Annotated in this window: 22 protein-coding genes and 1 pseudogene; 14 read left to right on the forward strand and 9 right to left on the reverse strand. The window is 41.6% G+C overall.

The window, feature by feature from the left end:
- Window positions 1-52: 52 nt before the first annotated feature.
- Window positions 53-1,573: an LCP family protein gene (locus V7L01_RS27190; RefSeq protein ID WP_335040350.1), complete on the reverse strand. Its 1,521-nt coding sequence runs from the start codon at window positions 1,571-1,573 to the stop codon at window positions 53-55.
- A 115-nt stretch (window positions 1,574-1,688) separates the two neighbouring features.
- Here V7L01_RS27190 and V7L01_RS27195 point away from each other — a divergent pair, with 115 nt between their 5' ends.
- From V7L01_RS27195 to V7L01_RS27210, 4 genes are all read left to right on the forward strand, one after another.
- The gene (locus V7L01_RS27195; RefSeq protein WP_335040352.1) at window positions 1,689-2,810 is read left to right on the forward strand and encodes a mannose-1-phosphate guanylyltransferase; all 1,122 of its coding nucleotides are present in this window, start codon (window positions 1,689-1,691) and stop codon (window positions 2,808-2,810) included.
- A 197-nt stretch (window positions 2,811-3,007) separates the two neighbouring features.
- Window positions 3,008-4,654, forward strand: coding sequence for an ABC1 kinase family protein (locus tag V7L01_RS27200; RefSeq protein ID WP_335040354.1), 1,647 nt, complete (start codon window positions 3,008-3,010; stop codon window positions 4,652-4,654).
- Window positions 4,655-4,815: 161 nt separating this feature from the next.
- Window positions 4,816-5,796, forward strand: a complete 981-nt coding sequence (locus V7L01_RS27205; RefSeq protein ID WP_335040356.1) for an ABC transporter ATP-binding protein — start codon at window positions 4,816-4,818, stop codon at window positions 5,794-5,796.
- 73 nt (window positions 5,797-5,869) lie between these two features.
- Window positions 5,870-6,658 (forward strand): ABC transporter permease, encoded by a 789-nt coding sequence (locus tag V7L01_RS27210; RefSeq protein WP_335040358.1) that lies wholly within the window; start codon window positions 5,870-5,872, stop codon window positions 6,656-6,658.
- 282 nt (window positions 6,659-6,940) lie between these two features.
- Here V7L01_RS27210 and V7L01_RS27215 read toward each other — a convergent pair whose 3' ends face one another.
- The 4 genes from V7L01_RS27215 to V7L01_RS27230 all read right to left on the reverse strand — a co-directional run bounded on the left by V7L01_RS27215 (window position 6,941) and on the right by V7L01_RS27230 (window position 11,664).
- A complete protein-coding gene (locus tag V7L01_RS27215; protein WP_335040360.1) occupies window positions 6,941-8,665 on the reverse strand; it encodes a serine/threonine-protein kinase in 1,725 nt (574 codons plus the stop codon).
- A gap of 187 nt (window positions 8,666-8,852) precedes the next feature.
- Window positions 8,853-9,689, reverse strand: a complete 837-nt coding sequence (locus tag V7L01_RS27220) for an alpha/beta fold hydrolase (RefSeq protein WP_335040835.1) — start codon at window positions 9,687-9,689, stop codon at window positions 8,853-8,855.
- Window positions 9,690-9,808: 119 nt separating this feature from the next.
- The gene (locus V7L01_RS27225) at window positions 9,809-10,729 is read right to left on the reverse strand and encodes a bestrophin family protein (protein WP_335040362.1); all 921 of its coding nucleotides are present in this window, start codon (window positions 10,727-10,729) and stop codon (window positions 9,809-9,811) included.
- A gap of 503 nt (window positions 10,730-11,232) precedes the next feature.
- Complete coding sequence (locus V7L01_RS27230) at window positions 11,233-11,664, reverse strand: VOC family protein (protein ID WP_335040363.1); 432 nt, start codon at window positions 11,662-11,664, stop codon at window positions 11,233-11,235.
- Between the two features lie 574 nt (window positions 11,665-12,238).
- On the opposite strand from V7L01_RS27230, the gene V7L01_RS27235 reads away from it, so the two are divergent.
- Window positions 12,239-12,457, forward strand: a complete 219-nt coding sequence (locus tag V7L01_RS27235) for a hypothetical protein (RefSeq protein ID WP_335040365.1) — start codon at window positions 12,239-12,241, stop codon at window positions 12,455-12,457.
- Window positions 12,447-12,809 (forward strand): annotated as a pseudogene (locus tag V7L01_RS27240) (type II toxin-antitoxin system PemK/MazF family toxin). The gene V7L01_RS27235 and the pseudogene V7L01_RS27240 overlap by 11 nt, the downstream one beginning before the upstream one ends.
- A gap of 210 nt (window positions 12,810-13,019) precedes the next feature.
- On the opposite strand, the gene V7L01_RS27245 reads toward V7L01_RS27240, so the two are convergent.
- The 3 genes from V7L01_RS27245 to V7L01_RS27255 form a co-directional block, all read right to left on the reverse strand.
- Window positions 13,020-13,898 (reverse strand): SIMPL domain-containing protein, encoded by an 879-nt coding sequence (locus V7L01_RS27245; protein WP_335040368.1) that lies wholly within the window; start codon window positions 13,896-13,898, stop codon window positions 13,020-13,022.
- Between the two features lie 189 nt (window positions 13,899-14,087).
- Window positions 14,088-14,465 carry a hypothetical protein gene (locus V7L01_RS27250; protein WP_335040371.1) on the reverse strand — a complete coding sequence of 126 codons (378 nt, stop codon included), beginning with the start codon at window positions 14,463-14,465 and terminating at the stop codon, window positions 14,088-14,090.
- Window positions 14,466-14,990: 525 nt separating this feature from the next.
- Window positions 14,991-16,058, reverse strand: coding sequence for an NAD(P)/FAD-dependent oxidoreductase (locus V7L01_RS27255; RefSeq protein WP_335040373.1), 1,068 nt, complete (start codon window positions 16,056-16,058; stop codon window positions 14,991-14,993).
- A gap of 144 nt (window positions 16,059-16,202) precedes the next feature.
- On the opposite strand from V7L01_RS27255, the gene V7L01_RS27260 reads away from it, so the two are divergent.
- The 6 genes from V7L01_RS27260 (at window position 16,203) to V7L01_RS27285 (ending at window position 21,007) form a co-directional block, all read left to right on the forward strand.
- Window positions 16,203-17,045 carry a hypothetical protein gene (locus tag V7L01_RS27260; RefSeq protein ID WP_335040374.1) on the forward strand — a complete coding sequence of 281 codons (843 nt, stop codon included), beginning with the start codon at window positions 16,203-16,205 and terminating at the stop codon, window positions 17,043-17,045.
- Window positions 17,027-18,364 carry an O-antigen ligase family protein gene (locus tag V7L01_RS27265; RefSeq protein WP_335040376.1) on the forward strand — a complete coding sequence of 446 codons (1,338 nt, stop codon included), beginning with the start codon at window positions 17,027-17,029 and terminating at the stop codon, window positions 18,362-18,364. The genes V7L01_RS27260 and V7L01_RS27265 overlap by 19 nt, the downstream gene beginning before the upstream one ends.
- A 571-nt stretch (window positions 18,365-18,935) precedes the next feature.
- Entirely contained in the window at window positions 18,936-19,325 is a 390-nt protein-coding gene (locus V7L01_RS27270; protein ID WP_335040379.1) for a hypothetical protein, read from the forward strand.
- A gap of 261 nt (window positions 19,326-19,586) precedes the next feature.
- On the forward strand, window positions 19,587-19,817 hold the full coding sequence (locus V7L01_RS27275) for a hypothetical protein (protein ID WP_335040381.1): 231 nt from the start codon (window positions 19,587-19,589) through the stop codon (window positions 19,815-19,817).
- Window positions 19,810-20,145, forward strand: a complete 336-nt coding sequence (locus V7L01_RS27280; RefSeq protein ID WP_335040383.1) for a GNAT family N-acetyltransferase — start codon at window positions 19,810-19,812, stop codon at window positions 20,143-20,145. Before V7L01_RS27275 ends, V7L01_RS27280 begins: the two co-directional genes overlap by 8 nt.
- 337 nt (window positions 20,146-20,482) lie before the next feature.
- Complete coding sequence (locus V7L01_RS27285; RefSeq protein WP_335040385.1) at window positions 20,483-21,007, forward strand: Ycf51 family protein; 525 nt, start codon at window positions 20,483-20,485, stop codon at window positions 21,005-21,007.
- A gap of 235 nt (window positions 21,008-21,242) precedes the next feature.
- On the opposite strand, the gene V7L01_RS27290 is transcribed toward V7L01_RS27285, so the two are convergent.
- Complete coding sequence (locus V7L01_RS27290) at window positions 21,243-21,419, reverse strand: hypothetical protein (protein WP_335040387.1); 177 nt, start codon at window positions 21,417-21,419, stop codon at window positions 21,243-21,245.
- 377 nt (window positions 21,420-21,796) lie between these two features.
- Between V7L01_RS27290 and V7L01_RS27295 the strand changes: the two genes are divergently transcribed.
- Entirely contained in the window at window positions 21,797-22,987 is a 1,191-nt protein-coding gene (locus tag V7L01_RS27295) for an iron-containing alcohol dehydrogenase family protein (RefSeq protein WP_335040390.1), read from the forward strand.
- Window positions 22,984-24,189 (forward strand): aspartate aminotransferase, encoded by a 1,206-nt coding sequence (locus V7L01_RS27300; RefSeq protein ID WP_335040392.1) that lies wholly within the window; start codon window positions 22,984-22,986, stop codon window positions 24,187-24,189. Before V7L01_RS27295 ends, V7L01_RS27300 begins: the two co-directional genes overlap by 4 nt.
- Window positions 24,190-24,281 lie beyond the last annotated feature (92 nt).

The raw sequence follows: 24,281 nt of genomic DNA on the forward strand, positions 1-24,281 counted from the left end.
AGCCCTTTGTCATTTAACTAATGACTAATGACTAATGACTAATGACTCTTGCCTATTTCCAATCTTTACCAATCCGAATTGTGAGATCGGATTCTAAATCACCAATCGCCGACACCTCAATTTGACCCAAGCCTAAGACTTTTTGCAAATCAACTCCAACTCGTCGGTTGCCTTTTTGGACAACAATCTGAGTTTGACGTTGGGTATCTGGCCAATCAGGCACTTTGTAAATATTAGTAAAGCCTTTCTGTTTGAGATAACCAATAACTTTTTCAGTTAGCTGAGGTTGATTGGAAGCATTTTGAATAGCAATTTTGAGGTTAGGAACCTGACGCATATCTGGCTTTAGACCAGGTACATTTACCCCAACATAATCATTCAACAGGCTCTGTTGACCAGTCATATTTAGCCAATAGCTATCCGGGTCTTTGCTAAAACGGCTAAACGTACCAGGTAACACGGTCATTTGGAAATTATCCCGATCCAGGTTGAGTCCGAAGTTCACCAACGCCATCATTTCTTCCATCTTCAGGTTGGTGTCAAAATATTTTCGCATCAAGCGAGTTAATTGAGGCAACCTGGGTAAGACGGTAGGACTATTTAAGCGTTGCAGCAATGCTGCTGTTAGTGCTTGCTGACGCTGCACTCTCGGCAAATCTCCCAAACCTGGCTCGGAGAACCGGGCAAACTGTTCTGCTTGTTCGCCGTTGAGGGTTTGCCAGCCACTGACTAAATTAATCGACAGCCGACTGCTGGAGTCTTTATATTCCATTGATTTAGGAACAAAGACCTCTACTCCGCCTAACTGATCGACTAACTGGCGTAAGCCGCTGGTAGAAATGCGAATGTAGCGATCGATTGGGGCATTGTTTAAGGTACGGCTAACTACCCGTGCTGCCAAGACTGGGCCGCCTTTGGCATTGGCATCAGATACCTTAGTTAATCCCTTTTCTCCCTTTTCTGGGATGGCGATCATCGTATCTCTAGGAATGGAGAGCACCCGTACAGATTTTTCACTAGGGTTAAGCCGTACCAGCAGCATGGTGTCGCTTTTCCCAGCAAAGCTTTCTGGCGAACCATCAACGGTACCGTTAACTGGTTCAATCCCCATAATTAAAATATTCATCGGTCGTGAAAGCTTGTACTGGGAGAGTTTGCTCCATAACTCCCCTGGTAGTGGTATTTTTATCTCGTCTTTAGCAGTAGTTCCTAAATCTTCATCTGTTCGATCTAGATTGCTCCATAAGGGAGTCCACAGCGCTAATGTTGATACCAGCAGTCCAGATAAGATGATGCCGATAACAACGGTCGCGATCCACAACAGCCATCGAGGCATGGTTAAGCCCAGTCTCTCGTAAAGCTGATTGTGAATGGCACCCACTGATTCGACAACGCTACGGTTGGGATTCGCTGGCGGGTTTAGTTCTACCTCCTCCTCCTCTGAATCAGCTACTGGTGCGGGTGTTACTTGATTTTCCGCTCGTTGAATTTGCTGCGATCGCACCTCATTTTCAAATTCTGCTACTTGCTGAGATGTCACTGAATTTTCTGACCATTCGACTTGTTTTATCACAATTATCTCCCCACTCAACCACTCCCTAAAAGTATGTTAATCCAAGCTACAAATATTGCCAGTGGAAAAGCTCACTGTAAACTTGTAATGTTCTTCGGTAGGCGTGTATGACAACATGAATACTTTATTGTTCCCCGTAATCCTTGCTGGTGGTAAAGGTGAACGTTTTTGGCCTCTGAGTCGCAAAGACCGACCCAAACAATTTTTAAGTCTTGATGGTAGCTCTAGAAGTTTATTACAAGCAACCGCCGATCGATTGATTGAACTCGGTGGCGGTGAGTCCAGCGCTGCGGGAGGGTTTCCCTCCACAGGCGACTGGCGAACCCCAAGGGGGTGGGATTCCTTATGGGTAATTACTTCTAATCAGATAGCTGAAGGGGTACGACAACAATTACCCGATCTACCATCTCAGAACTTATTGATTGAGTCGGAAGGAAGAGACACTGCCGCAGCCGTTGCTTGGACAAGTTTAGAAATCAAACAGCGCTATGGAGAAGACGCTGTTATTGGCTTTTTCCCTGCTGACCACTGGATTGCTGACCAAGAGGCGTTTGCACACACATTAAGCGCGGCTACGCAACTAGCAGCAAGCACAGCAGCGATCGTTACACTGGGGATCAAGCCTACTTTTCCATCAACCGGTTACGGCTACATTGAACAAGGTGAAAAAATAGGTAGCTTTAATGAGTTACCAGCTTATCGCGTTAACCGTTTTACTGAAAAGCCCAACCGTGAAACGGCAGAGACTTTTTTATCTACGGGACGCTTTAGCTGGAATAGTGGAATGTTCGTTTTTCGGGCAGGGGTTGTTCTCAAGGAACTACATACCCATGCTCCAGAAATTATCGAACCTTTAGAACAACATGGTCCTGATATCTATCCCCAGTTGCCTAAGAAGAGTATAGACTATGCGCTAATGGAAAAGACAACTCTAGCATACGTTTTGCCAGTTGATTTTGGTTGGGATGATTTAGGAGATTGGAATGCGATCGAACGCTTACTGAAGACGGAGGAGACTCCCAATGTAGAACTCGCTACTCACATAGGGTTGGATACGCAGGGGGCGATTATTTATGCCTCAAATCCAGAAGATGTAGTTGTTACTATTGGTTTAGAGGACGTAGTGATTGTGCGCGATCGCAATGTCACCCTCGTTGTAAAAAAAGAACGTACCCAGGAAATCAAGCAGATTCTTAAAATTCTCCAAAGCGATTCCCGATTTACCGACCTGCTATAAAAGTTAAAACTCTTGGCAGAGGCGAAAAAGTCTATTTTCCCATTATAACTTGACTGTCGAAAAGCAGAGCATTGAAAAGAGGCAGGGGGGCACTTAGCAGGGAGCAGAGGGGAAAGAGGTAATTTTTTATTCTCCCCCTTGCCCCCTGCCCCCCGCCCCCTGCCCCATTCCCCACTCCCCACTCCCCACTCTCAAAAATGTTCCTCACCCAAACTGTTCCCCGTCAACGAGAAATTCTTGAAGTATTCCTTCGCAATGGCTGGGACTATATGCGAAGGTTACTCACTGGTGGCAAAGCTGATGAACCACAGCTACCTACACCTGCGGTTTTAAAAAATATCCTGGTAGACTTGGGGCCAGTTTACGTGAAACTTGGCCAGCTAATGTCTACTCGTCCAGATTTACTGAATGCTGCCTACATTGAGGAACTATCAACCCTACAAGACGAAGTACCACCAGTTCCTTGGTCAGAGATAGAAATAATCCTCCGTAAAGAATTAAAACGTCCACTAGCAGAAACCTTCAGCACAGTTAACCCGATTCCAGTAGCGGCAGGATCGATTGCTCAGACACATCGAGCTACATTAGCAGATGGTCGAGAAGTCGCTCTGAAAGTGCAACGTCCGGGAATCGATCTGACTATTGCCCAAGATATTGCTTTAATTCAAGGTATTGCCGATTTAGTGGCGCGGACTGAATTTGGGCAAACCTACGAAATCAAATCCATTGCGGAAGAATTTACCAAAGCTCTAGAAGCCGAGTTGGATTTTACACGAGAAGCGGGTTTTACAGACCAACTGCGGCGCAACTTATCTAAAAGTCGCTGGTACGACCCGACACAAATAGTGGTTGCGGAAATTAACTGGGAATTGACCACAGAAAAATTACTGGTGATGGAATGGCTGGATGGGGTGCCGTTCCTGGCGGCGGATTTGGATAATGACCCCAACGTTAAAGACCCTGCCGAAAGGCGTAAAGAAATAACTACTTTGTTATTTCGGGTATTTTTCCAGCAACTATATATTGATGGCTTTTTTCACGCCGATCCCCATCCAGGAAACTTGTTTTATCTCAAAGATGGTCGTGTTGCCCTCTTAGACTGTGGCATGGTGGGAAGACTCGATCCCCGCACACAGCAGATATTAACAGAGATGTTGTTAGCGATCGTTGATTTAGATGCTCAAAGGTGCGCTCAATTAACTTTGCAGTTATCAGATTCTGCTCAACCAGTAATTTTGTCGCGGTTAGAAAATGATTACGATCGCATGTTGCGAAAGTATCACAACGTCAGCCTCACGCAAATCAACTTCAGTCAGATAATTTATGAAGTTTTACAAGTTGCCCGCAACAATAAAATTAGATTACCTAGCAATATGGGTTTGTATGCCAAAACCCTAGCAAATTTAGAGGGTGTAGCGCGGACATTCAACCCAGAACTTAACTTTTTTGATGAAGTTAAACCATTAATTACAGACTTGTTTCGTCGGCAATTACTAGGCGATAATCCAGTGCGATCGCTCCTGAGAACAGCCTTAGATATTAAAAGTTTGTCTCTCCAATCTCCTCGCCAAATAGAACTTTTATTAGACCGAGTTACCTCAGAAACCTTACAGTGGAATCTATCACTGCGGGGTTTAGATGGTGTGCGGCGCACAATGGATGATGCAGCTAACCGACTATCTTTTAGTATATTAGTGGGTTCGCTGATTATGGGTGCAGCAATTATTTCCACCAGAGCACAGACAAGCCAGCTATCTTTTTTAAGCACCACCCTGTTTGCCGTCGCTAGTTTATTGGGTTTGTGGTTAATAATTAGTACATTGCGATCGGGACGTTTACGCTAAAGTCTATGTGTTGTGCTTGAGTAATGCCCACCACAGTAAATCATGATATGTCACTGGCAAAAATCTCTGCTTTAGTATTTAGAACCACAGATAAATAGCCCTAAACAACACTGATTTATGTGTGTTTACCTGTGTACATCTGTGGTTCTAATATAAAAAATATGTCAATTATCATTGCTGAAAAGCTAAGTAAATCTTATCCAGTAGCGATCAAAAATCCGGGTATTAAAGGCACAATCGCCCACTTGTTTCGCCGCACTTACCGCTCAATTCAAGCAGTTCAGGATGTTTCCTTTGAAATTGCCCCTGGTGAAATAGTAGGGTTTTTGGGCCCAAATGGGGCTGGTAAAACCACCACACTCAAAATGCTCACGGGGCTGATTCATCCCTCTAGCGGTACAGTCAAAGTAGCTGGACAAATTCCGTTTCATCGGAAAGAAACATTTTTGCAAAAAATTACCTTGGTAATGGGGCAAAAGCAGCAGTTACTTTGGGACTTACCAGCACTGGATTCTTTGAGAATTAATGCTGCTGTATACAACATTTCTGATAAAGAGTTCCAGCGGCGGATGGGAGAACTAACAGAGATGCTTTCCCTGGAAGGCAAACTTACCCAACCAGTGCGGAAGCTATCTTTGGGTGAACGAATGAAGGCGGAATTGCTAGCAGCACTTTTGCACCGTCCTCACGTATTATTCCTAGATGAACCGACTCTGGGACTAGATATAAATGCTCAGGTGGCAGTGCGCGATTTTTTGCGCGACTACAATCAGCGTTATCAAGCGACAGTGCTGTTGACGAGTCATTACATGGCTGATATCACAGCTTTATGTCAACGAGTACTGCTGATTCACCAGGGAAGACTGATGTATGACGGTAGTTTAGATGGACTACTAGAACGTTTTGCCCCATACCGGGAAGTCCATATAGAGTTAGCCCAACCTCTACCGATAGAAAAACTTATGACCTATGGCGATGTACAACACTTAGAAGGGCGATCGGTGCATTTTATGGTATCTAGAGAGGCGCTCACCCGCACCGTTTCTAAGATTTTGACGGATTTGGAGGTAATTGATTTAACAGTTACCGAACCGCCTGTGGAAGAAGTGATTGGACGAGTTTTTCAAGCGGGTGTCGTGTAGTAGAGACGCGATTAATCGCGTCTCTACAAGAGTGGAGAATTCCGGGTAATGTTTTGTAGCGGGAAGTGAATAAATGAAGCGGATAATCAGAAAAGCCTTAACTTTGCTGTTAGTGTACTACGCCTATATGGTTGAGTATCGGGCAGAACTAATCTTATGGGTTTTGGCTGGCTCTTTGCCGATTATCCTCATGGGTATTTGGATACAGGCAGCACAAGGCGGGCAGTTTGGGCTATCACCTGTGGATTTTGCTCGTTACTTCATCACAGTTTTCGTCGTTAGACAATTAACAGTTACTTGGGTAATTTGGGACTTTGAAAAAGAGGTAGTAGAAGGTATGCTTTCGCCCAAGTTGCTACAACCACTCGACCCCGCATGGCATCATGTTGCAAGGCATGTTTCTGAAAGATTTGCTCGTTTAACGTTTGCTTTTCTATTAGTGGGATTATTTTTTATTCTCTATCCCCAGGCTTTTTGGTTACCAAGTTTGAGTAGATTTTTGCTGTTTATATTGGCGGCGGTGCTAGCTTTTGCTTTGCGGTTTACGATTCAGTACACCTTTGCTATGTTCGCCTTTTGGACAGAACGGGCTAGCGCTTTAGAAAATTTTTGGTTGTTATTTTATCTATTCTTATCTGGTTTGATAGCACCTTTAGAGGTTTTTCCAGAATCTGTGCAGAAAATAGTGATGTTTACGCCTTTTCCCTATTTGATTGATTTTCCTGCGAGTCTTTTGGTAGGGCTACCTGTGGATATAGGACGAGGATTTTGGTCAATCTTGGGATGGATATTAGTGTTTTTGGGTGCGAATCGCTTTCTTTGGCGTGCAGGTTTAAAGCGGTACTCTGGGATGGGAGCTTAAATAATTTAACATTCAACAAAAAAATTCCATCTGATGATTTGGCTGAGTACAGCTTTGCATCAAACTGTGCAGAATTGAGAGTGATGAAACGCAGGGGGTAAGCAAAGGTTTGAGATGTGGCAATTTTTCACTACGAATTTATAAAATCATGTACTAAGATTAATCGCTTGGTACTAATATCTGCTGCTTTAGCCATAGGGGATGTAGGTAACCATAGTTGTAAGTTTATGGCTAAAGTGGCGATATCTACTATGTGTTACGCCTATACACTGATTAGATATTTTATAAACTACTCGGTATCGTCTTAAATTTTTCCGCTGCTCCCAAAGAATAATCTTCTAACTTAAAATCAGCAAAAGGCTTTTTTTCTAACCTATCCCGTAATGCCTCATCCAGAATTAAACCTGCTGATTGTTTTTTTACACCAATGATTATAATACTTCTCTGATATTTAGTTAAATCCTGATTTGTCTGACAATCACTCCGCTGAAATTGCCCTAGATTCAATAGACGATAACTTTTGACGCTTGGTGTATTAATAAATAGTTTTTTTACTAAAAGTTGTATTTGTTTAGAACGTTCTAGAGCCATTCGTTCTTGAACTGCTATATTACCTTTACAAGAAACTGTTCCTACAGAGATAATCTCGCTAGTATCTTCCATTATCTTCTGTATACCTTCTTGTTCTAAGTTCAGCTTTAAAAGGTCTAGACTAATAATTTCATCATTATATTTAATTTGAAAATTGCTACCTAAAAGCCATTTATATTCTAATGATAAAACAGCTACATTAAATTCACCTACCCTGCCTTGACTATCCCTACCTTCTTTATAAGTAAAATAATCAATCTTACCTTTTTTTTCTGAGGATTGTCCGTAATTTTGTTTCACAGAAAACTTTGATGTCCGCGTTGCTAGAGCGACTATACTAAGTAACCCTAATATCACTAGCATCACTGCAAAAAATTTAAGTAGTGGTACTTCTTCTGGCTGTTTTTCTGGAGGAAATGAAGTTTTAGTAATTGGTAGCGGCAATTCTTCAATGTTATTATTATCTAATAAATTAATATTTTCAGGAGTAGTTTCTGTTAGTTGTATTTCAATTTCTTCTAGGCACTGCAAAATCTTTTGGGTATTAGCGGGACGCTTTTCTATATCCGGTGCTGTGAGCCAATCAATTAAATTCAATACTAAGGGTGAGATATGGATAGCATGATTTTGCCAGTGCAATAAATTGTGCTGCATATCATACATATCTAAGGGATGGTATCCCGTGAGTAAAAATACAAATGTACGCCCTAAGGCAAAGAAATCTGATTGCGGTACTGCTTGAGCATTCATTTGTTCTGGAGCGCTGTAGCCAGATGACATCAGTGCTGTCATTTTGTCACCGTTGCTGAGTTGGTCTTGGGAGGTTTTAGTAATTTCACTGGCGGTGCCAAAATCAATCAGTACTAGATTCCCCGAACTCTTCTCAATGGGGGATCTAATCATAATGTTAGATGGCTTAATATCACGGTGTAGGTACTGTTTACCATGCACTAAATCCAAAATTTCTACCAATTGTTTTAACCAGTCTATGGCTTGTTCTTGGGATATGGGGCTATTTTGTTGCTGCTTTAGCCACTGTTCTAAGTTGTATCCATCGATTTTTTCCATTGCAATGCAATGCAACACTAAACCATTTCGGGTTTGATACTGGAAGTAACTATCTTCGTTGGGAATGCCGGGATGCTTGAGTTGTCCTAATACGGTTACTTCTTGCTGAAATAGTTCTACTGCTTTGGCGTCGCCAGATAAATCCTCTTTGAGTACCTTGAGGATTTTAGGGGTATCTTGTTCGTATGCTTCATAAACTTTACTAAACCCTGTTTTGTCACTCAACAGGCACATCACCCGGTAACGCCCTAGCAATTCTAAATGGGAACCACAACTTTGACAAAAGCGGTTTTGATGATTATTCGGATGATTTGGTTTAGGGCAAACGGGATTGATACAAAGGCTCATGACTGGCTTATCCGTACATTAACAGTTATCAGTTATTAGTTATCAGCGTTCGCTGGTTACTGATAACGAATAACTGATTTAACAGGAGTGCAGACGCGTAGCTACTTGTCGCTAGACATCGCTCACATCGCTCCTATTAATTCTTCTGTTGCTGTATGATAATCCCGTCCAATAATAATGAGATTTTCTATCTGTGTTCTGCCAAGAAGGCTGCTACAGTTTGGTTAAATGCCTCTGGTTGTGTCAAAAACGGCCAATGATTGCCGGGAACTTGGCAGATGCGTAAGTTTTTAAGATAGGTTTTGTAGGGTTTAATTTGCCAATCTTGGCGGTTCAATCCTTGTTCTGGCTGGACGAAGATGGCAGGGGTGTCAAGGGGAATTGTAAAACCAGGTACTTGCATTACTGCTTCAAAAATCCCGTCGCGGGCGGCTATGGTAAATTTGCTGCCCCAACTACCATCGAGTTTTTGTTCTATTCCTGCTTGGAAGACTTGCTGTTGTAAGGAACTCCATCCTTGATATTGCTTTAACTGCTGTGCTTGTTGTTCGGCTTCTTCATAACTGGCAAAGGGGCCCATGCTTTTGAGAAAAGGCAAGAAGCGATACAACATCGGAAAAGTTAGCCTGAAAAGGCTGGGCATTTTCCAGATGAAAATTGGATCGACCAGAATTATACTCCGCAAACGCTTTGGGTTTTGCCTTGCCCAGATGGCGGCTAATTTGCCTGTCCACGAGTGGCTGACAATATGGGCAAAAGTCCATCCGAGACGATCCATTAGTGCTTCGAGGTCTGCGATCACACTCTCAAAGCTATAATCTCTCTCAGGCTTACTACTTTGGCCGTGTCCGCGCATATCTGGTGCAACTATGTGGTAGTCTGCCGCTAAGTAATTTCCTAAACTAGACCACACTAAAGCATGGTCGCCTAAGCCGTGTAACAGCAGTAAGGGTTCTTGCCCTTGGTTCCACTCTAAGTAAGAAAGTTGAATATCAGGCTTTGATAATGTTTGACGTACAGGCATCATTGCACATCCACCAGTGAAGAGAGTTTCGCGTCTATATAGTACTGCGAAAGAAGATGGAGAGTGCGGGGAGATGGGACTTGCCAGCTATAACCAAGGTTTGGAAATTCTTCCCAATTTTAACTTTTCTCATAGGTCAAATTACTTGGATGCGATCGCGCATTTGGAGTTAAAGTAATCAAATCGTCAATATTGCGTTTCATTGTCTCGCAAATCGCATCTAGAGGTAAGTCGTTAGGATCGTAACCAAAGGGGTTTTCTATCTCCAAGCCGATGGCTTCAATGCCAAATACTGTAAAACCAACTAAAGCAGAAATTAAACCTGTCCACCAACCCAGTTTTTCCACTATTTGAAAGGGTAGCAGGGAACAATATAGTAACAATAATTGTTTCAGATGAATTGAATAAGCTAATGGCATAGGTGTTTTTAAAATACGTTCGCAAGCTCCTAAATTATCCACAAGATTATTCAATAATTCTTGCATAGATGTTAACTGGTAGCTATTAAGGCAATTTCGATGATACTGCTCCTGTAAATAATCTCCTATCCAAAAGGCAACCTCTATGGGGGGATTATTCATAATCTTCAGTTTTATATACTTACTTGATGGCATTAAATCTTCTAACTCGCTATTGACTGCTTCTCCCCGCAAATGTAACTTAGTTGTTACAGCAAAAGCTACCAATAAATTTAATGCTGTAATTTTATTATATTTATCTTCTGGAGAAATTTCGTCAATAGATACCCAAATTTGCCGGGCTAGATTCCGGGTGTTATTTACTAGAGATCCCCAGCATTTTCTCCCTTCCCAAAATCGCTCATAAGCAGTATTGGTGCGAAATACAAGTAACAAACCTAAAACAATACTAGGAATAACACCCTCTAAAATAGGTTGGGATACAGGCTGACCAAAATGGTAAAGTACAGAAATCAAAAATCCGAAAGCTCCGCACCATAAAATATGTTTATAGATTGCTTTTATCACCGAGCCTTTAAGTTGTAATGTTGTGCGTAGCCATGTGATTTTTTCGGACATCATGTAGTCACCCCAAGAGAATATTTAGCGAATTAATACCTTGACGATCGGATAGTTTAAAAATAATAACTATAGAAATAGCACAATTGGCAAAAAAGATATTGGAAAAAGTAATATATCCAAAGAACAGGATATCCTAGCAGCAATGACTGTATACTAGCTCCTACGCAGCTAATTGTAAATAAATGTAAACATTCTTCGGTGGCTGCATAAATCCCGCACCTCACGCCGATAAATCGATAGAAGAAAAGGTACATGGCTATCGATGATGGTCAGTACGTATCATGTACTCCAGTAAGGGACTTCCAAATAAAAAAAATATTCAATTTATTGATTGTGGGGTGGGCATCTTGCCCGCCATATAAACTGGGCGGGCAAGATGCCCACCCCACAAGATTGGATAATTTATTTCTTGGAGTTCCCTAAATCAAAAAGTTCTAACCTGTACAAATCCTGCCCTGTAAATTATAAGGTTTAGACATAACTTATTTAGTTATGTCTTTTTTTTAGTGGTTAGTCTCGAAACGTTGAATTTCAATCAAATAACCACTGGGATCGCGTAGAAAACAGTGGTAAATGTTGTACTTTTCATTTAGTGTAGGTGGCTTTTCAAATTCGACGCCACGTTCTTTGAGATATTCAAACCATTCATCTACCTGCTGTGTTACCAGGGTAAAAATGACGCTTGATTGCTTGGCGGCTGGAGGATCTGATGTTTTGGTTGCTTGACACAATCCCAAGTATCCAGAGCCACTAACAGTATAAATTCGACAGGTTCCTTGGTCAAGCCACAAATCCAAGCCCAACTTTTGTTCGTAGAATTCTGTGGACGCATTGAGATCGTGGGTATAAAAGAAAGTAACCTGCTGTTCTATTGGCGGACGATCGCACATAAAATACATTTGAGTATATACCCCAACGACATCTGGCGATCGCATAGGTAAAAATTGATTGATGTTAGAAACCTGTTACTACTCCAGATGCCTTAAGGGCATTTGGAGTTTCTTTTTGGAAAAAACGATGTCTACGACGGGCTGCGCCTACTAAATTCTCTAAATCATCCGGATATGCCAGAACATAGTTGAATACGGATGCATACTGAATTATCTATATCTAACACGGGGCATCGCTGTTGATGTACCCCTTCTACCAAACAACTCTCGCAAAACAGCCTCAGATGAACTGGGGCTGTTCTGCGTTACTTCCAACACACAAGCCGTGTAAACGAGAAACACAGCAGTTGAACTTCAGACATGCTTAACTGTATTTGAGTGTAAACCCTGATGACGTAACATTCTCTCACGGTGAAAATTTGATATAGGTAAATGCGTATCTTTCCTGACTCCAGATTTGCCACAAACATTTCTGGAGTTTTTCCATTACTAGAATTTTAAATTACGCATCTAGTCTAGACTCCAGTGAATATTTTACTTTTTTTATGAACATGCATACTATATCTGTGCGGTAAAATGAATATAAGTTAGGGATTATTATAAAAATTACTGAGAAAGTATGGAAATTTCAAATTCTACTCCTCAGAGAGAGAATCTACACCTACAACCTTCTGAAAAAGCTGTACAACCTAAAAATATCAGCCGTCGCGAGTTTATGAAATTGCCATTAGAAGAACGGCGATGTATATTGGCAGCACAGGCTGAGTTAATGTTATTACATTATGAACAAGATAGAGAATGGCAGGAATTACAGACAGGAGACTTGATTGATTATTAGATATCCATCTCCTAAACGGGGTGATATTTGGCTTGCTAATTTCGATCCGACAGTGGGAGCAGAAATCAGAAAAGTCCGTCCTGCTGTAGTAGTAAGTTCTAATGGTGTTGGCAAGCTACCCATTAAGTTGATTGCACCAATCACAGACTGGAAATAATATTATACTGGCAATATTTGGCACGTTAAAATTGAACCAGACAGTGCAAATAGTTTAACAAAAACTTCTGTTGTGGATATTTTGCAACTGTGTGGGATGGATATACAAAGATTTATCCGTAAAATTGGAGGATGTTCGAGTGAAATTATGGAGGAAGTTGCTGCTGCTATTGCTGCCGTAGTTGAGTATTATTAGTGATTTGTATAATTAATTTATTAATGTGTATATTAAAACTATAGGGTGCATCAACATAATGTAACGCACCTTGAATTACCTTACTATTTTTTGTTTTCTTTCCCAAAGTGATAGACTGCTAAAGCAGCCCCTATTCCTAATACAGAAAGTTAAGCGATCGCACTCCTAATTTTGACTAAATCAAAGTGCAATCGCACTGAATATAAATGTTTATTTCGTTGTATATGTCACAAAAATATCCTTTTTCATCTCTACTTCTGCCGGGGCGTCTGGATTATAAGTCGGTGATAATAAAAAACTAGCAAATGACGGTAAAGTAACTCCAGCTTTAGAATTACATGAGGGATAAAGTAATGTGTAAAACGGCTCCGCTACAGAAGGAGTACCAAGTTTAACGCCCATAGCAGTTGCCAAAGCCTGAGCGCGACTTTGAGCGTCTTTCATAGCTGATTGATAAACTGAACTCTGCAAAGCCTGACAGTCATTGACTGCATACTCAACACCTACGTTCTTGATAGAAAGATTTTCAAGTTGACTCGTGGACTTGTTCGCTGTACCAACAATTTCCTGGACGCGATCGCGTGTTGGTTTTTCCAATCTCACCAATATTTTGGCGTTATTTTCACTAGAATTAGGATTAATTTGTACTTGAATTCTATCAGCAGTAATCCCGTTGGCAACTAGGCTATTAACTACAGGCTGAAGAGTTGCTTTAGTTAGTGATTTTTTGCTGGGTAAAGATTCTGCTGCTGTTTTGTAATTTAAAAGTTGAGTCGGTGAGGCAGCCCGGTCTTGTTGTTCCAACAAAGAGGGACTGCCGAACCCGGAGGGTGAGGATATGCGGCGGGTTTCGGGTAGAGATGACGGTTGCGTTTGTAACTCATCATTGCTACCTTCACTACTGAATACCAATTCAATATCCGCTGTATCCGCTGGCACTCTCACTACCCCTTGACCGATTACCATTAATGAATGGCGATCGCTTGCTGGTGGGTAAAATAATTGGGCATTAGTGACTTTGGGCGTTAGTGCTCCCACTCCGACAGCCACGGTAATACTTACCAACATTAGAGCAGTTATTTTTCTCATGTCCTGGGAATGTCCTTTGAACCTGGTAATTGTCAAAGTTTACACCTCAAGAGCAATATACTTACAAAATTTTTGAGCTATTCCCACGCCTTTTACACTGAACTTTAGCCGTGGGATTAGCTCAAAAATTAAAAATTCACTGCGGGCATTATGATATCTCAGCAGAGAGCCAAATCTTGTTAGGAACTATTAACCAAACCAGTGAGAGGGTTCACAAGCTGGTTCAACTGTTTCACAAACACGATCGCTAATCGAATCTGACTTTTCTTGAACGATTAAACAAATGCCTTGGTGAATCAAATTTTGTAAGTGTAGTTGCTGTTCTAAGGGTTTACCAGGCAATTTGTAATAAGCCAAGCTTGCTTCTTCAGCCTCCGCTAGTGGAATCTGTCCGTTAGACATCGCGGTGTAAAAGGAGGGAATGCGGTTGAGGACGAAACTAATTAGCTCTTGGCGTAAGTCAGGAATCGCAAAGGCTTCTTGATATGGATGGTATGGATATGTATCCAAAACGCTTTCAATCTCTCCTACTATTGATTGCTGTGTTAAATTGACTACTGTTGTCATGATTTTTAAACTCCTTTTTTAATCCAGTCAATGCTTGGTGGAGAAAATAACTTTTTTAGATGGCAACGTCCTTATCACAATCAGTTAGAAGTAATTTAACTGATAGATGCAAAATACCCTGAAACTAGCCTTTTCTTTTGGTAGATAGACATTTGGCTTTGCTTATTTTAGTGAAAGCTTATACTGCTTCACAGCATTACTTCTTAAAACAGCGTCCAAGAAGCTGGCAAGTTAGCGACGTTTTATATTTATAATCCTAATTATTTAAAATCTCTGCCTTTTTAGCAGAAATCTACATAAAACGCAGCATCAAGGCTAGGGGATCAAGATTAACGGCAATGAAATAACTTCAGCTAAGAACAAGTTTTTAATGAAGTTAAGCTTTATTGGGAATTTACATCACTTTTTATATTTGTTGCAAAATTTGCTGTTTCATCTAAAAAACTTATTTGTTGCATGTTCGTTTAGTGAGTCATAAAAATAGCGACTCACTATAGCGCAGAATCAGTCTAGCGACAGATGAAATCAACTGGTAAAAACGTTTAAAAAGTTCACATTATCTAAAGGTAGATGACGTAACTGATGATTAATTTCATCAGCCGCAGCTAATCCAGAAAGCATCGCATCTTCCACAAGATTGCCCCCACACCAATCACCACAACAAATTAAAGGTAGGGTACTTCCAGCAGACAAAAATGTTTCCTGCCAAGGACGGCTAGGAAAGGCATAACGCCAACGATGTACTTGCATCCATTCGGGAGTATTCAGCCAAGGAAGGGACAGAGATTCAGCTGCTCGTTGCAACATATACTGTCCGGCAGGTTGTAAATCCTGCGATTCTAGATGGCGTTGGGCAAAATCAGCGCTACTTTGCACCACAAAATGTGGTTGCTGAGGGTTAGGACGCTTGCTACTGTCCAAACCAATCCATGCTAAATCAGCATCATCCACAAAAGTTAGAGCTTTCCACTGAGGGAGGGGTTGAGATGTGGAAGGATATCCAGCGATCGCACTAATTGAGGGATAAAATTCTACAGAACGCAAGTTATCAAGAAAGACTGCATCCAATACACTTTCAGCTAAAGGTTCTAACAGCATCACAGCTTGGGGCGCAGGAATGGCGACAACTAAAGCTTTTGCAGTTAATTCTTCGTTGCTAGATTCGAGAGTCAGACGCCAACTATTTTCGGGAGTTGGGGTAATAGCGATGACACGCTGATTCAGTAATATTTCTAAACCTGGGGCGAGTGATTTAGCGATCGCACTCATTCCTTCAGGTGCAACATATCGCGGACTGCGGTTTTTGGGTTCAGATAAAGGAGCGCCTGCTGTGAGTTCGTAAACCTCCTCTGTCCAGACTTCGAGGATATGGCGCAATTGCAATATCTCCACAAAACGCCCGAATAATTCACCCTTTGGTTTCAGGTAACAAGCTCCATGATCCGCGCAAGTTCCATGCAAGCGGCGGGTAGCCAGTCTTCCTCCCAAACCACGGGACTTTTCCACCACTAGCACCGAATATCCAGCTTGACTTAACTGCTGGGCGCACACTAAACCAGCTATTCCGGCACCAATCACTGCAATATCAGTCATGAGTCAATAGTCCCTAGTCATTGGTTATTAGTTATTCGTCATTAGTTATTCGTTATTATCAAAGGACAAAATTACTACTAATGACTGCTGAAAGCTAATAGTAGAATAAGGTACAGAAAGCTGCACGGAAGGGAGGAAGGGAAATTGGATGAAATGAGGGCGGCGCTAGAGTTAGCGACCGAAGAAGAATTGCAAGACTTAACCGCAATTCTATTTAGTCGTAAGTTCAATCCCCTAGACTATGTACACACACCCGAACCCATCGAAGTACAAAGCCAAGACCGCAAAGCTTGGTTAGATGCACTAGAGGGTCGCTTTCGCTTTTTGGCGGCAGATGGGATGACAGTATTGCGGGGACGTACAGGCCAGGTAACTTACCGACAAGCGTTAGTTCAAGTATGTAAATATCTAAAAATTCCCTATTCTAATCAGCTAGCAACGATTGATTTAGAAGCAGAAGTATTTTTGCATCTGCTAGGACAGGTGTGGAAAAAATTACCCGAACAGGAAAAACAAAAATTAACTCTCCGAGTGCAGCGTCACCTGATCAAATCAGAATTAAAAGAACCGCTACCACTTTTATTGCAGCGCGATCCGTTGGGATTGCTTTTCAAAGGCGGGAGTGCGATCGCTGTTACTTCCATGCTCCAGCCACTTGTACTTAAGCAAATTGCCCGTCAATTTGCCATCCACTTTGCTACCTATGAAGTAGCCAAGCAAGCGGCGATTACCGGCTCAGAAGCAGCTACAACGCAATTTCAAAGCTATGTAGCTATGCAAATGGCTCGACGGGGTATGACTGTAAGTGCAGCTCGTTATGGGGCAGCCCGCAGTATGTTTGCTGTGATTGGGCCGATCATGTGGACTTGGTTTTTTGCAGATTTAGGGTGGAGAGCGATCGCCACTAACTATGGTCGGATCATCCCTACCATCTTTGCCTTAGCTCAAATTCGCCTCACTCGTGAGGAATGTTGGGAGCCAGCTTGAACAAGGTTTTTTACTATTTCAAGTCTCGTTGGCAATCTTCTTGGAACTACTCTCTATGGGCCCTGTTAATCTTCCCATTGAGTCCTTTAGTGGGGGCTGTGACTCTAGGTTTTGTATCATTAATAACTTGGCTGAAACAATACCGCAAAATTAGTCGCCGCCCCCTCAACTGGGGATTTGCCCTTTTGAGTGTCTTGCTGATCGTCAGTGCTGGGTTTGCCCAGAATAAGACAGAAGCTTTCCTTGGCTTATTTAATTTATTACCATTCTTTTTACTTTTCGCTGCTCATAGCACTTTGATTCAAACATTTGCTCAATTGCGACAAATGGCTTGGATTTTGGTGCTCGGTTCCATGCCAGTAGCGATTATCGGTTTGGGACAGTTATTTTTGGGCTGGAGTTTAAAATTAGAGATTTTGTGGATTGTCTTAGCTTGGACGATCAGACCAGGAGGAAATCCCCCAGGCCGCATGGCCTCACTGTTCTTGCACGCTAACACCTTTGCTGCTTATCTAGCGATAGTTTTCATCCTGGGCTTAGGGTTGTGGCTCGAACAATGGCGATTGAGGATTGGGCAACGAGGATTGAGTATTGGGAAGAATTCAGTCCCCTTTATCTTCCTAAGCGTGGCGATTATGACAAATTTCATTGCCTTGATTTTCACCAGTTCGCGCAATGGGTGGGCGATCGCTATTTTTGCCTGTTTAGCTTATGCACTTTTCCAAGGTTGGCGTATTCTTGTGGGCGGCGTCGCTGCGATCGTCTCTAGTGTGCTTTTGGCAGCTTTTGCTCCCTCACCAATCGCTCAATTTGCTCGTCAGTACGTTCCTGCCTTCTTTTGGGCAAGGTTAAATGACGATATGTATCCAAACAGACCAGTTGCTTTAATGCGAAAAACTCAGTGGGAGTTTGCCTGGTCTTTAGCTCAGGAACATCCTTGGACTGGCTGGGGATTACGTAGTTTTAGTAAACTTTACAAAGCTCAGATGCACATTCCCTTGGGTCATCCCCATAACTTGTTTTTGATGTTATCTGCTGAAACTGGTTTTCCTAGTACTCTTTTATTTTGTGGCTTACTCGCTTGGATTTTGATTACAAGCGTGCAATTACTGCGAAACTCAAAATATATAAATACTGAAGACAGACTGATATTTTTAAGTTATCTTCTGGCTTTTGTTGGGTGGATTTTATTCAATACAGTAGATGTAACCCTCTTCGATTTTCGTTTGAATGCGCTTTCATGGTTAATTTTGGCTGCTATTTGTGGAGTCGTACATCGTTATAACCAACATGACCGGCTTGCATCTCATCCAAATTAGTTAGCAAATGACAAACAGCAACTATTTGCATTATAAAAAGCTAATTCATCCTTATTTAGTTCCAAGTTTTCATCGTGTTTCTAGGCTTATGTTGATGAACGAGCAAAAAAGATAGCACAACAACAGTTATTATATTTATCTTCTCAAGAAAAGATAAAAACTTGTTTGCAATTAGTAAAACTCTAGAAATATATATCATTGGTTGCGCTTGCGTATATTTATGTACACACTGGCAAAAAGGTATAAAGAATTTACTACTAAAGGATCGGGCGATATCTACGATCGGCTATGCCTACGCAGCCATGCCACCTTAGAATAGCTACAATTTTTTCAGTGTATGCACTGGGGGCATTTAGTGTTTTAAGTTAATAAGATTACTATATTCACGTCTGTGAGTGTGACTAATACCTAATTAGTTACTGTTGCTGATTGTTGGGAAGGTGTAGGGATAACCCTTTGGGGTTTTCCTGCATGACGGGCATCTCTTGTAGATGCCCTTTTGTATATTTATTATTTTCCTCAATTAAACATAATTAATATATATATATTAATAAAAAGCCGGAATTTATTCATGAAATTATCCTTACAAAGCTTTGCATTTTTAACTTCTTCATTAGGTATAGTTACAATAAATTTTGCTTTTAACTTGCCTGCTCAAGCAGCAATTAAGTGTGAAGCAGGCAATATGATTTATTATCCAAATGGTTCGCTATTAACTTGTATACTTGAGCAAAATATTACTGTGCAAGTTTCCAATTCTATTTCGGGGACATCCAATTTTACCTGTCGAGGAAAAACTTATATATCTTTCCATGAGAAAGGACAGTTTAATACTTGTGAGCTTGCCAATGACATCCAAATTAAAACAGGTAATTCAGTTGAAACATGTCCGGCAGAATATAGGATATATGTTTCAACTCCAGATGATGGGAAAGAATCCATTACTTGTCGGCAATACTAACACTATCAAAATAATTTTTAATTCGTAATGAGGCTCTCTGCGAGACGCTGCGCGTAGGGATACGAATACTCGCTAACGTAATTCGTAGTTGTAATCAGTGCTTGCTCTAAACCCTCACCATCTTGTTGACTATTAAATCTATATTTTGCTATTTCAAAAGTGGAAAAATAATTAATAACCTGACTTAAAAATAAATTTACCCTCAATTATAGGGAATTTTAAAAGTAGTACTAATAAAAATTGACGAACAGAGCTAGAATCATGAGCTACAGCATAAATGAAGTAGTGAAGGTAGAACCAATTGCTACTGAAATCATTACTGAAAAGTTTGCAGTTCAAGCGAGCATTTCTGATTTGACTGAGATATATGACCTTTTTAAATTCGCTGCTGAATACTATAAAAACAAAGGAGTTAAACAGTGGGAGAATGGTTATGATTTAGTAAAAAAAAATACACCAAAACATTATAAAGGGAGAGATGTTTTTGATTAGAAATGAGAGCGGAGCTTTGTTATGTACATTTGCTCTCTCTAATCAATTGCCAGATTATTACCCTGAGCATTTAAAAACATACTCTAATATTTGGCTGATCAAAAGTGTATGTGCAAAATTACAAGAAACAAGATATACAGTTAGAAAAATTATTAGAAAAGTTATTGAAATTGCCCCTGAAAACCAGATTAAAAAAATATATTTAGATTGTGTTGTAGATAATCCAATTTTAGAATCATATTATCAAAGATATGGTTTCAAACGTATAGCAATAGCTGAACATCCACGCTACAAACAAAATATGGTTATTATGGTATTTAATATTTAAATTTCTAATGATTATAGATTGGTATAACTCTGCACTAACCAAATTATTTTGGCTACTTTCTCATCATTCTATAAATACCTTCATTTGATTATTAGAGGAAATTAGTAATGTGCCGTAGCTCCTGCTCCACCATTTTTCACTTTTAGGATGATAGGGGATGCCTGTGGCGACAAGTTCCGCTTAGTCATTCACCAAAGATTCATTTATTTTTTTATCAAAGACTAATTTTTGCCCTACACTCGCATCAAGCGATGACTACGATAACCCTTATGGTGTAAGCTCTCGGTAAAATGAGTGTGTCGGTAACGAAAAAAAAGACGCCTTCATAACCAACCTTATGCTCACAACAGCTAACTTTCTTCAGTACACCCAATGGTCAGGCATAGCTACTTTAGTATTTGCTGCCTTAACAGTTTTGGCTTTTATTCTCAAATGGGGCATCCGCTTTCGGCTGGTGGGTACAACTGGCTTTATGCTGGTGCTGACGGCTGGTTTATTTGGACTCTCGATAGTCCCCTTGAGTCGTACTGTGATTCCGGGAGCAGCGCGGTACACTCTAGTTTATGACAATGGCTCAACCCAAGCGGTGATTTCCACATCGCCCCAAATTACACCCACACAATTAGAAGCAACTTTACGTCAAGCAGCTAGTAATCTGTTTTCTTATGGTCGCTCAGGTACGCGGGAAGACGATAATTTGACAGTTCGCGCCCGTACCATTCTCCACCCGGAACCAGGGACTTCTGTACCAGTTTACTTGGGTGAGGTGAAGCGATCGCTCGTTTCTCATCAAAATTCCCCAATCACAGTCAAAATTTACACAGACAAATTCGCCCAATTGCCAAAACCTGCTGCTTCTTAAGCTGGGGAGACGCCTGCCGTAGAATGCCTAAAGGGCTGTATGGCGATAGCAAGTGTCTCTTAGAGAGCGTCTGGGGTATCGCAGGGGGGAATTATTGTACAATTTTCTCCTTATCTCCTCTGCCTTATCCCAGAGAACAAAATAATTTACCTGTTATCAGAATGACAAAATTTATTTTGTATTTACTGATACATTAATAGTTATTTTATATTAAAATATTCCCACTAAAGTGGTTTCACCGTAGGAAAAGGTCAACCAGCGTGAAGGTAATGGGTACTGAGAGTTGTGATTTGTCAGTTGTTAACCTAATTACCACTGTTGCCATTTTCATAAGTCTTTCCAGCAAATCTGCTGTGGGGCGTACAGATAGATGTACCTTCCTACGCACATATCCATAGCTGGAATGAACCATCGACACATTATTCAGTTCTCAACGACTTTTCCTGAGAATCTGAGAGTGGTAATGTTAATTTATTATACGGTTATTCAAAACTTTGATAGTTCCGAATTTCAGGCTAATGGACATTACAGATTTAAGAAGAGGCAGGGGAGCAGGGGGATTTTCAGATGGGAATTGAAACCCCCTGCCCCCTTGCCTCTTGTTCAAGCAAAATCGTCAAATTGCTTAAACAGTCGGCGATGGGCTTTGTCTTTTTGATTAGATCGGTTAAAACCTAGTTGAGTCAGATGCTTTGTTTGTAGCCATCCTAAAAGGAGCGTGGCAACAAGCATCTCTGGCTGCCAGTCTATTACATTAAGAAATATAAAGGTTTTGGCAAACTAGATTATATGCCCAATAATTTTTCTACTCAACCTTCTTTGTCTACTCAAACCTCTAGTTCGTTATTTACACTCACAGTTGCCCCAGCAAAAGTAATCCGTGGTTCTGGGGTGTTGCAAACAGCCGCAACAGAGATCGCCTGTTTGGGAAGTCGTCCCTTAATTGTGGCAGGTGAGTCTACTCTCGCCATCAGCCGAAAAAATTTGCAACCAGTTTTAGAAAGGCAACAGTTACACACTACCCAAGCTACCTATGGTGCAGATTGCTGCGAAGCTAGCCTGAAATCTTTACAGAAAACGGCAAAAGAACATAAAGCTGATGTGATTATCGGTATTGGTGGCGGCAAAGCCCTAGATACAGCGAAATTAGTCGCGCAACAATTACAGTTGCCAGTGGTGACAATTCCTACTTCAGGGGCTACCTGTGCAGCTTGGAGTGCCTTATCGAATGTTTATTCGGAAGAGGGGGCGTTTCTCTACGATGTCGGGCTATCTCGTTGTCCCGATTTACTGATACTCGATTACGACTTGATTAAAACTGCACCACAACGGACTTTAGTAGCTGGAATTGGTGATGCGATCGCTAAGTGGTATGAAGCCTCAGTTAGTAGTGGGCATTTGCAAGACACTTTAATTATTGCTGCGGTGCAACAAGCACGAGTTTTGCGAGATATCCTCTTGCAAAAATCAGCCGTCGCCCTGAAAGAACCAGGCAGTGAGGTTTGGCGAGAAGTCGTAGACGCCACTGTTTTATTAGCTGGGGTAGTTGGGGGACTTGGAGGGGCGCAGTGTCGCACGGTTGCTGCCCATGCCGTGCATAATGGTTTAACTCATATTTCAGGACATGGTAGTATTCATGGCGAAAAGGTTGCTTTTGGGATTTTGGTGCAACTGCGTTTAGAAGAAATGCTACAAGGCAATCAACTAGCAGCATCGGCACGACAACAGTTGTTAAAGTTCTACACAGAAATTGGACTACCCCAAAGATTAAGCGATTTGGGATTGGGCAATATTACATTAGGCGAGTTGCAAACAGCCGCTGAAATCGCCCTACTTCCTAATTCTGACATCCATCGACTACCATTTAAAGTCGCGCCAGAACAGTTAATGGCAGCAATGGTTTCTACCACTGCACCCATAGAGAGTAAAGATATGAATCGAGTTTCGCCCAAGGGAATAAGTGACGAGGTTGAAGTATGAGTTTAGATTGGATCGTGCCGGCAGAACGGATACAAAAACTGCCACCCTATGTATTTGCCCGTTTAGATGAACTGAAAGCTAAAGCACGGGAACAAGGGTTGGATTTAATTGATTTGGGTATGGGAAACCCCGATGGTGCAACGCCAGCACCAGTTGTAGAAGCAGCGATCGCTGCTTTAAAAGATCCCGCCAATCACGGTTATCCTCCTTTTGAGGGCACAGCTAGTTTCCGCCGGGCCATCACTAACTGGTATCATCGCCGTTATGGTGTGGTTCTCGATCCTGATAGCGAAGCTTTACCGCTACTCGGTTCTAAAGAAGGTTTAACTCATCTTGCGATCGCCTACGTTAACCCAGGTGATTTAGTTTTGGTTCCTTCCCCAGCTTATCCCGCCCATTTTCGCGGCCCGGCGATCGCAGGTGGGAAAATTCACAGCTTGATTCTCAAACCAGAAAATGACTGGTTAATCGATTTAGCTGCGATTCCTGACGAGGTTGCAAGACAAGCTAAAATTCTCTATTTCAACTATCCCAGCAATCCCACTGCTGCCACCGCACCCCGCGAATTTTTTGAAGAAATCGTCGCCTTCGCCCGCAAATATGAAATTCTGCTGGTGCATGATTTGTGTTATGCCGAGTTAGCTTTTGATGGTTATCAACCCACTAGCTTGCTAGAAATTCCCGGCGCGAAAGATATTGGTGTAGAATTTCACACCTTATCTAAAACCTACAATATGGCTGGTTGGCGCGTCGGGTTTGTGGTGGGGAATCGCCATGTAATTCAAGGTTTGCGGACGCTGAAAACTAACTTGGATTACGGCATTTTTGCCGCTTTACAAACAGCAGCCGAAACAGCTTTGCAACTGCCAGATGTGTATTTGCACGAGGTACAACAACGCTACCGTACCCGCCGCGATTTCCTGATTCAAGGATTAGGAGAGTTAGGTTGGGATATCCCCAAAACTAAGGCGACGATGTATCTTTGGGTGAAGTGTCCCGTTGGCGTTGGTTCCACAGATTTTGCCCTGAACGTGTTGCAGCAGACAGGCGTTGTCCTTACTCCAGGTAATGCCTTTGGGGTTGCAGGTGAGGGTTATGTCAGGATCAGTTTGATTGCCGATTGCGATCGCTTGGGTGAAGCTTTACATCGCTTCAAGCAAGCTGGCATCCGCTATCAACCTGAAGCCGTAGTCTCTGCTTGACAATAGAGATAGCATTCTCAGTCTAGTCAAGGTTATGTGAATAAAAGCTGAAAGCCAATTTCAGTAATGATTGACTTGAAAAAAAATAGATT

The sequence above is a fragment of the Nostoc sp. genome, from assembly GCF_036917095.1.
Classification (GTDB): Bacteria; Cyanobacteriota; Cyanobacteriia; order Cyanobacteriales; family Nostocaceae; genus Nostoc.

What these genes read in the sequence shown, in the direction of transcription:
- V7L01_RS27215 (WP_335040360.1), bottom strand. Translation starts at nt 8,665, where the DNA reads ATGAGCCTTTGTATCAATCCCGTTTGCCCTAAACCAAATCATCCGAAT.
- V7L01_RS27205 (WP_335040356.1), top strand. Translation starts at nt 4,816, where the DNA reads ATGTCAATTATCATTGCTGAAAAGCTAAGTAAATCTTATCCAGTAGCG.
- V7L01_RS27275 (WP_335040381.1), top strand. Translation starts at nt 19,587, where the DNA reads ATGAGCTACAGCATAAATGAAGTAGTGAAGGTAGAACCAATTGCTACT.
- V7L01_RS27270 (WP_335040379.1), top strand. Translation starts at nt 18,936, where the DNA reads ATGAAATTATCCTTACAAAGCTTTGCATTTTTAACTTCTTCATTAGGT.
- V7L01_RS27255 (WP_335040373.1), bottom strand. Translation starts at nt 16,058, where the DNA reads ATGACTGATATTGCAGTGATTGGTGCCGGAATAGCTGGTTTAGTGTGC.
- V7L01_RS27265 (WP_335040376.1), top strand. Translation starts at nt 17,027, where the DNA reads ATGTTGGGAGCCAGCTTGAACAAGGTTTTTTACTATTTCAAGTCTCGT.
- V7L01_RS27235 (WP_335040365.1), top strand. Translation starts at nt 12,239, where the DNA reads ATGGAAATTTCAAATTCTACTCCTCAGAGAGAGAATCTACACCTACAA.
- V7L01_RS27230 (WP_335040363.1), bottom strand. Translation starts at nt 11,664, where the DNA reads ATGCGATCGCCAGATGTCGTTGGGGTATATACTCAAATGTATTTTATG.
- V7L01_RS27300 (WP_335040392.1), top strand. Translation starts at nt 22,984, where the DNA reads ATGAGTTTAGATTGGATCGTGCCGGCAGAACGGATACAAAAACTGCCA.
- V7L01_RS27220 (WP_335040835.1), bottom strand. Translation starts at nt 9,689, where the DNA reads ATGCCTGTACGTCAAACATTATCAAAGCCTGATATTCAACTTTCTTAC.
- V7L01_RS27250 (WP_335040371.1), bottom strand. Translation starts at nt 14,465, where the DNA reads ATGACAACAGTAGTCAATTTAACACAGCAATCAATAGTAGGAGAGATT.
- V7L01_RS27295 (WP_335040390.1), top strand. Translation starts at nt 21,797, where the DNA reads ATGCCCAATAATTTTTCTACTCAACCTTCTTTGTCTACTCAAACCTCT.
- V7L01_RS27285 (WP_335040385.1), top strand. Translation starts at nt 20,483, where the DNA reads ATGCTCACAACAGCTAACTTTCTTCAGTACACCCAATGGTCAGGCATA.
- V7L01_RS27225 (WP_335040362.1), bottom strand. Translation starts at nt 10,729, where the DNA reads ATGATGTCCGAAAAAATCACATGGCTACGCACAACATTACAACTTAAA.
- V7L01_RS27290 (WP_335040387.1), bottom strand. Translation starts at nt 21,419, where the DNA reads ATGGTTCATTCCAGCTATGGATATGTGCGTAGGAAGGTACATCTATCT.
- V7L01_RS27200 (WP_335040354.1), top strand. Translation starts at nt 3,008, where the DNA reads ATGTTCCTCACCCAAACTGTTCCCCGTCAACGAGAAATTCTTGAAGTA.
- V7L01_RS27245 (WP_335040368.1), bottom strand. Translation starts at nt 13,898, where the DNA reads ATGAGAAAAATAACTGCTCTAATGTTGGTAAGTATTACCGTGGCTGTC.
- V7L01_RS27195 (WP_335040352.1), top strand. Translation starts at nt 1,689, where the DNA reads ATGAATACTTTATTGTTCCCCGTAATCCTTGCTGGTGGTAAAGGTGAA.
- V7L01_RS27210 (WP_335040358.1), top strand. Translation starts at nt 5,870, where the DNA reads ATGAAGCGGATAATCAGAAAAGCCTTAACTTTGCTGTTAGTGTACTAC.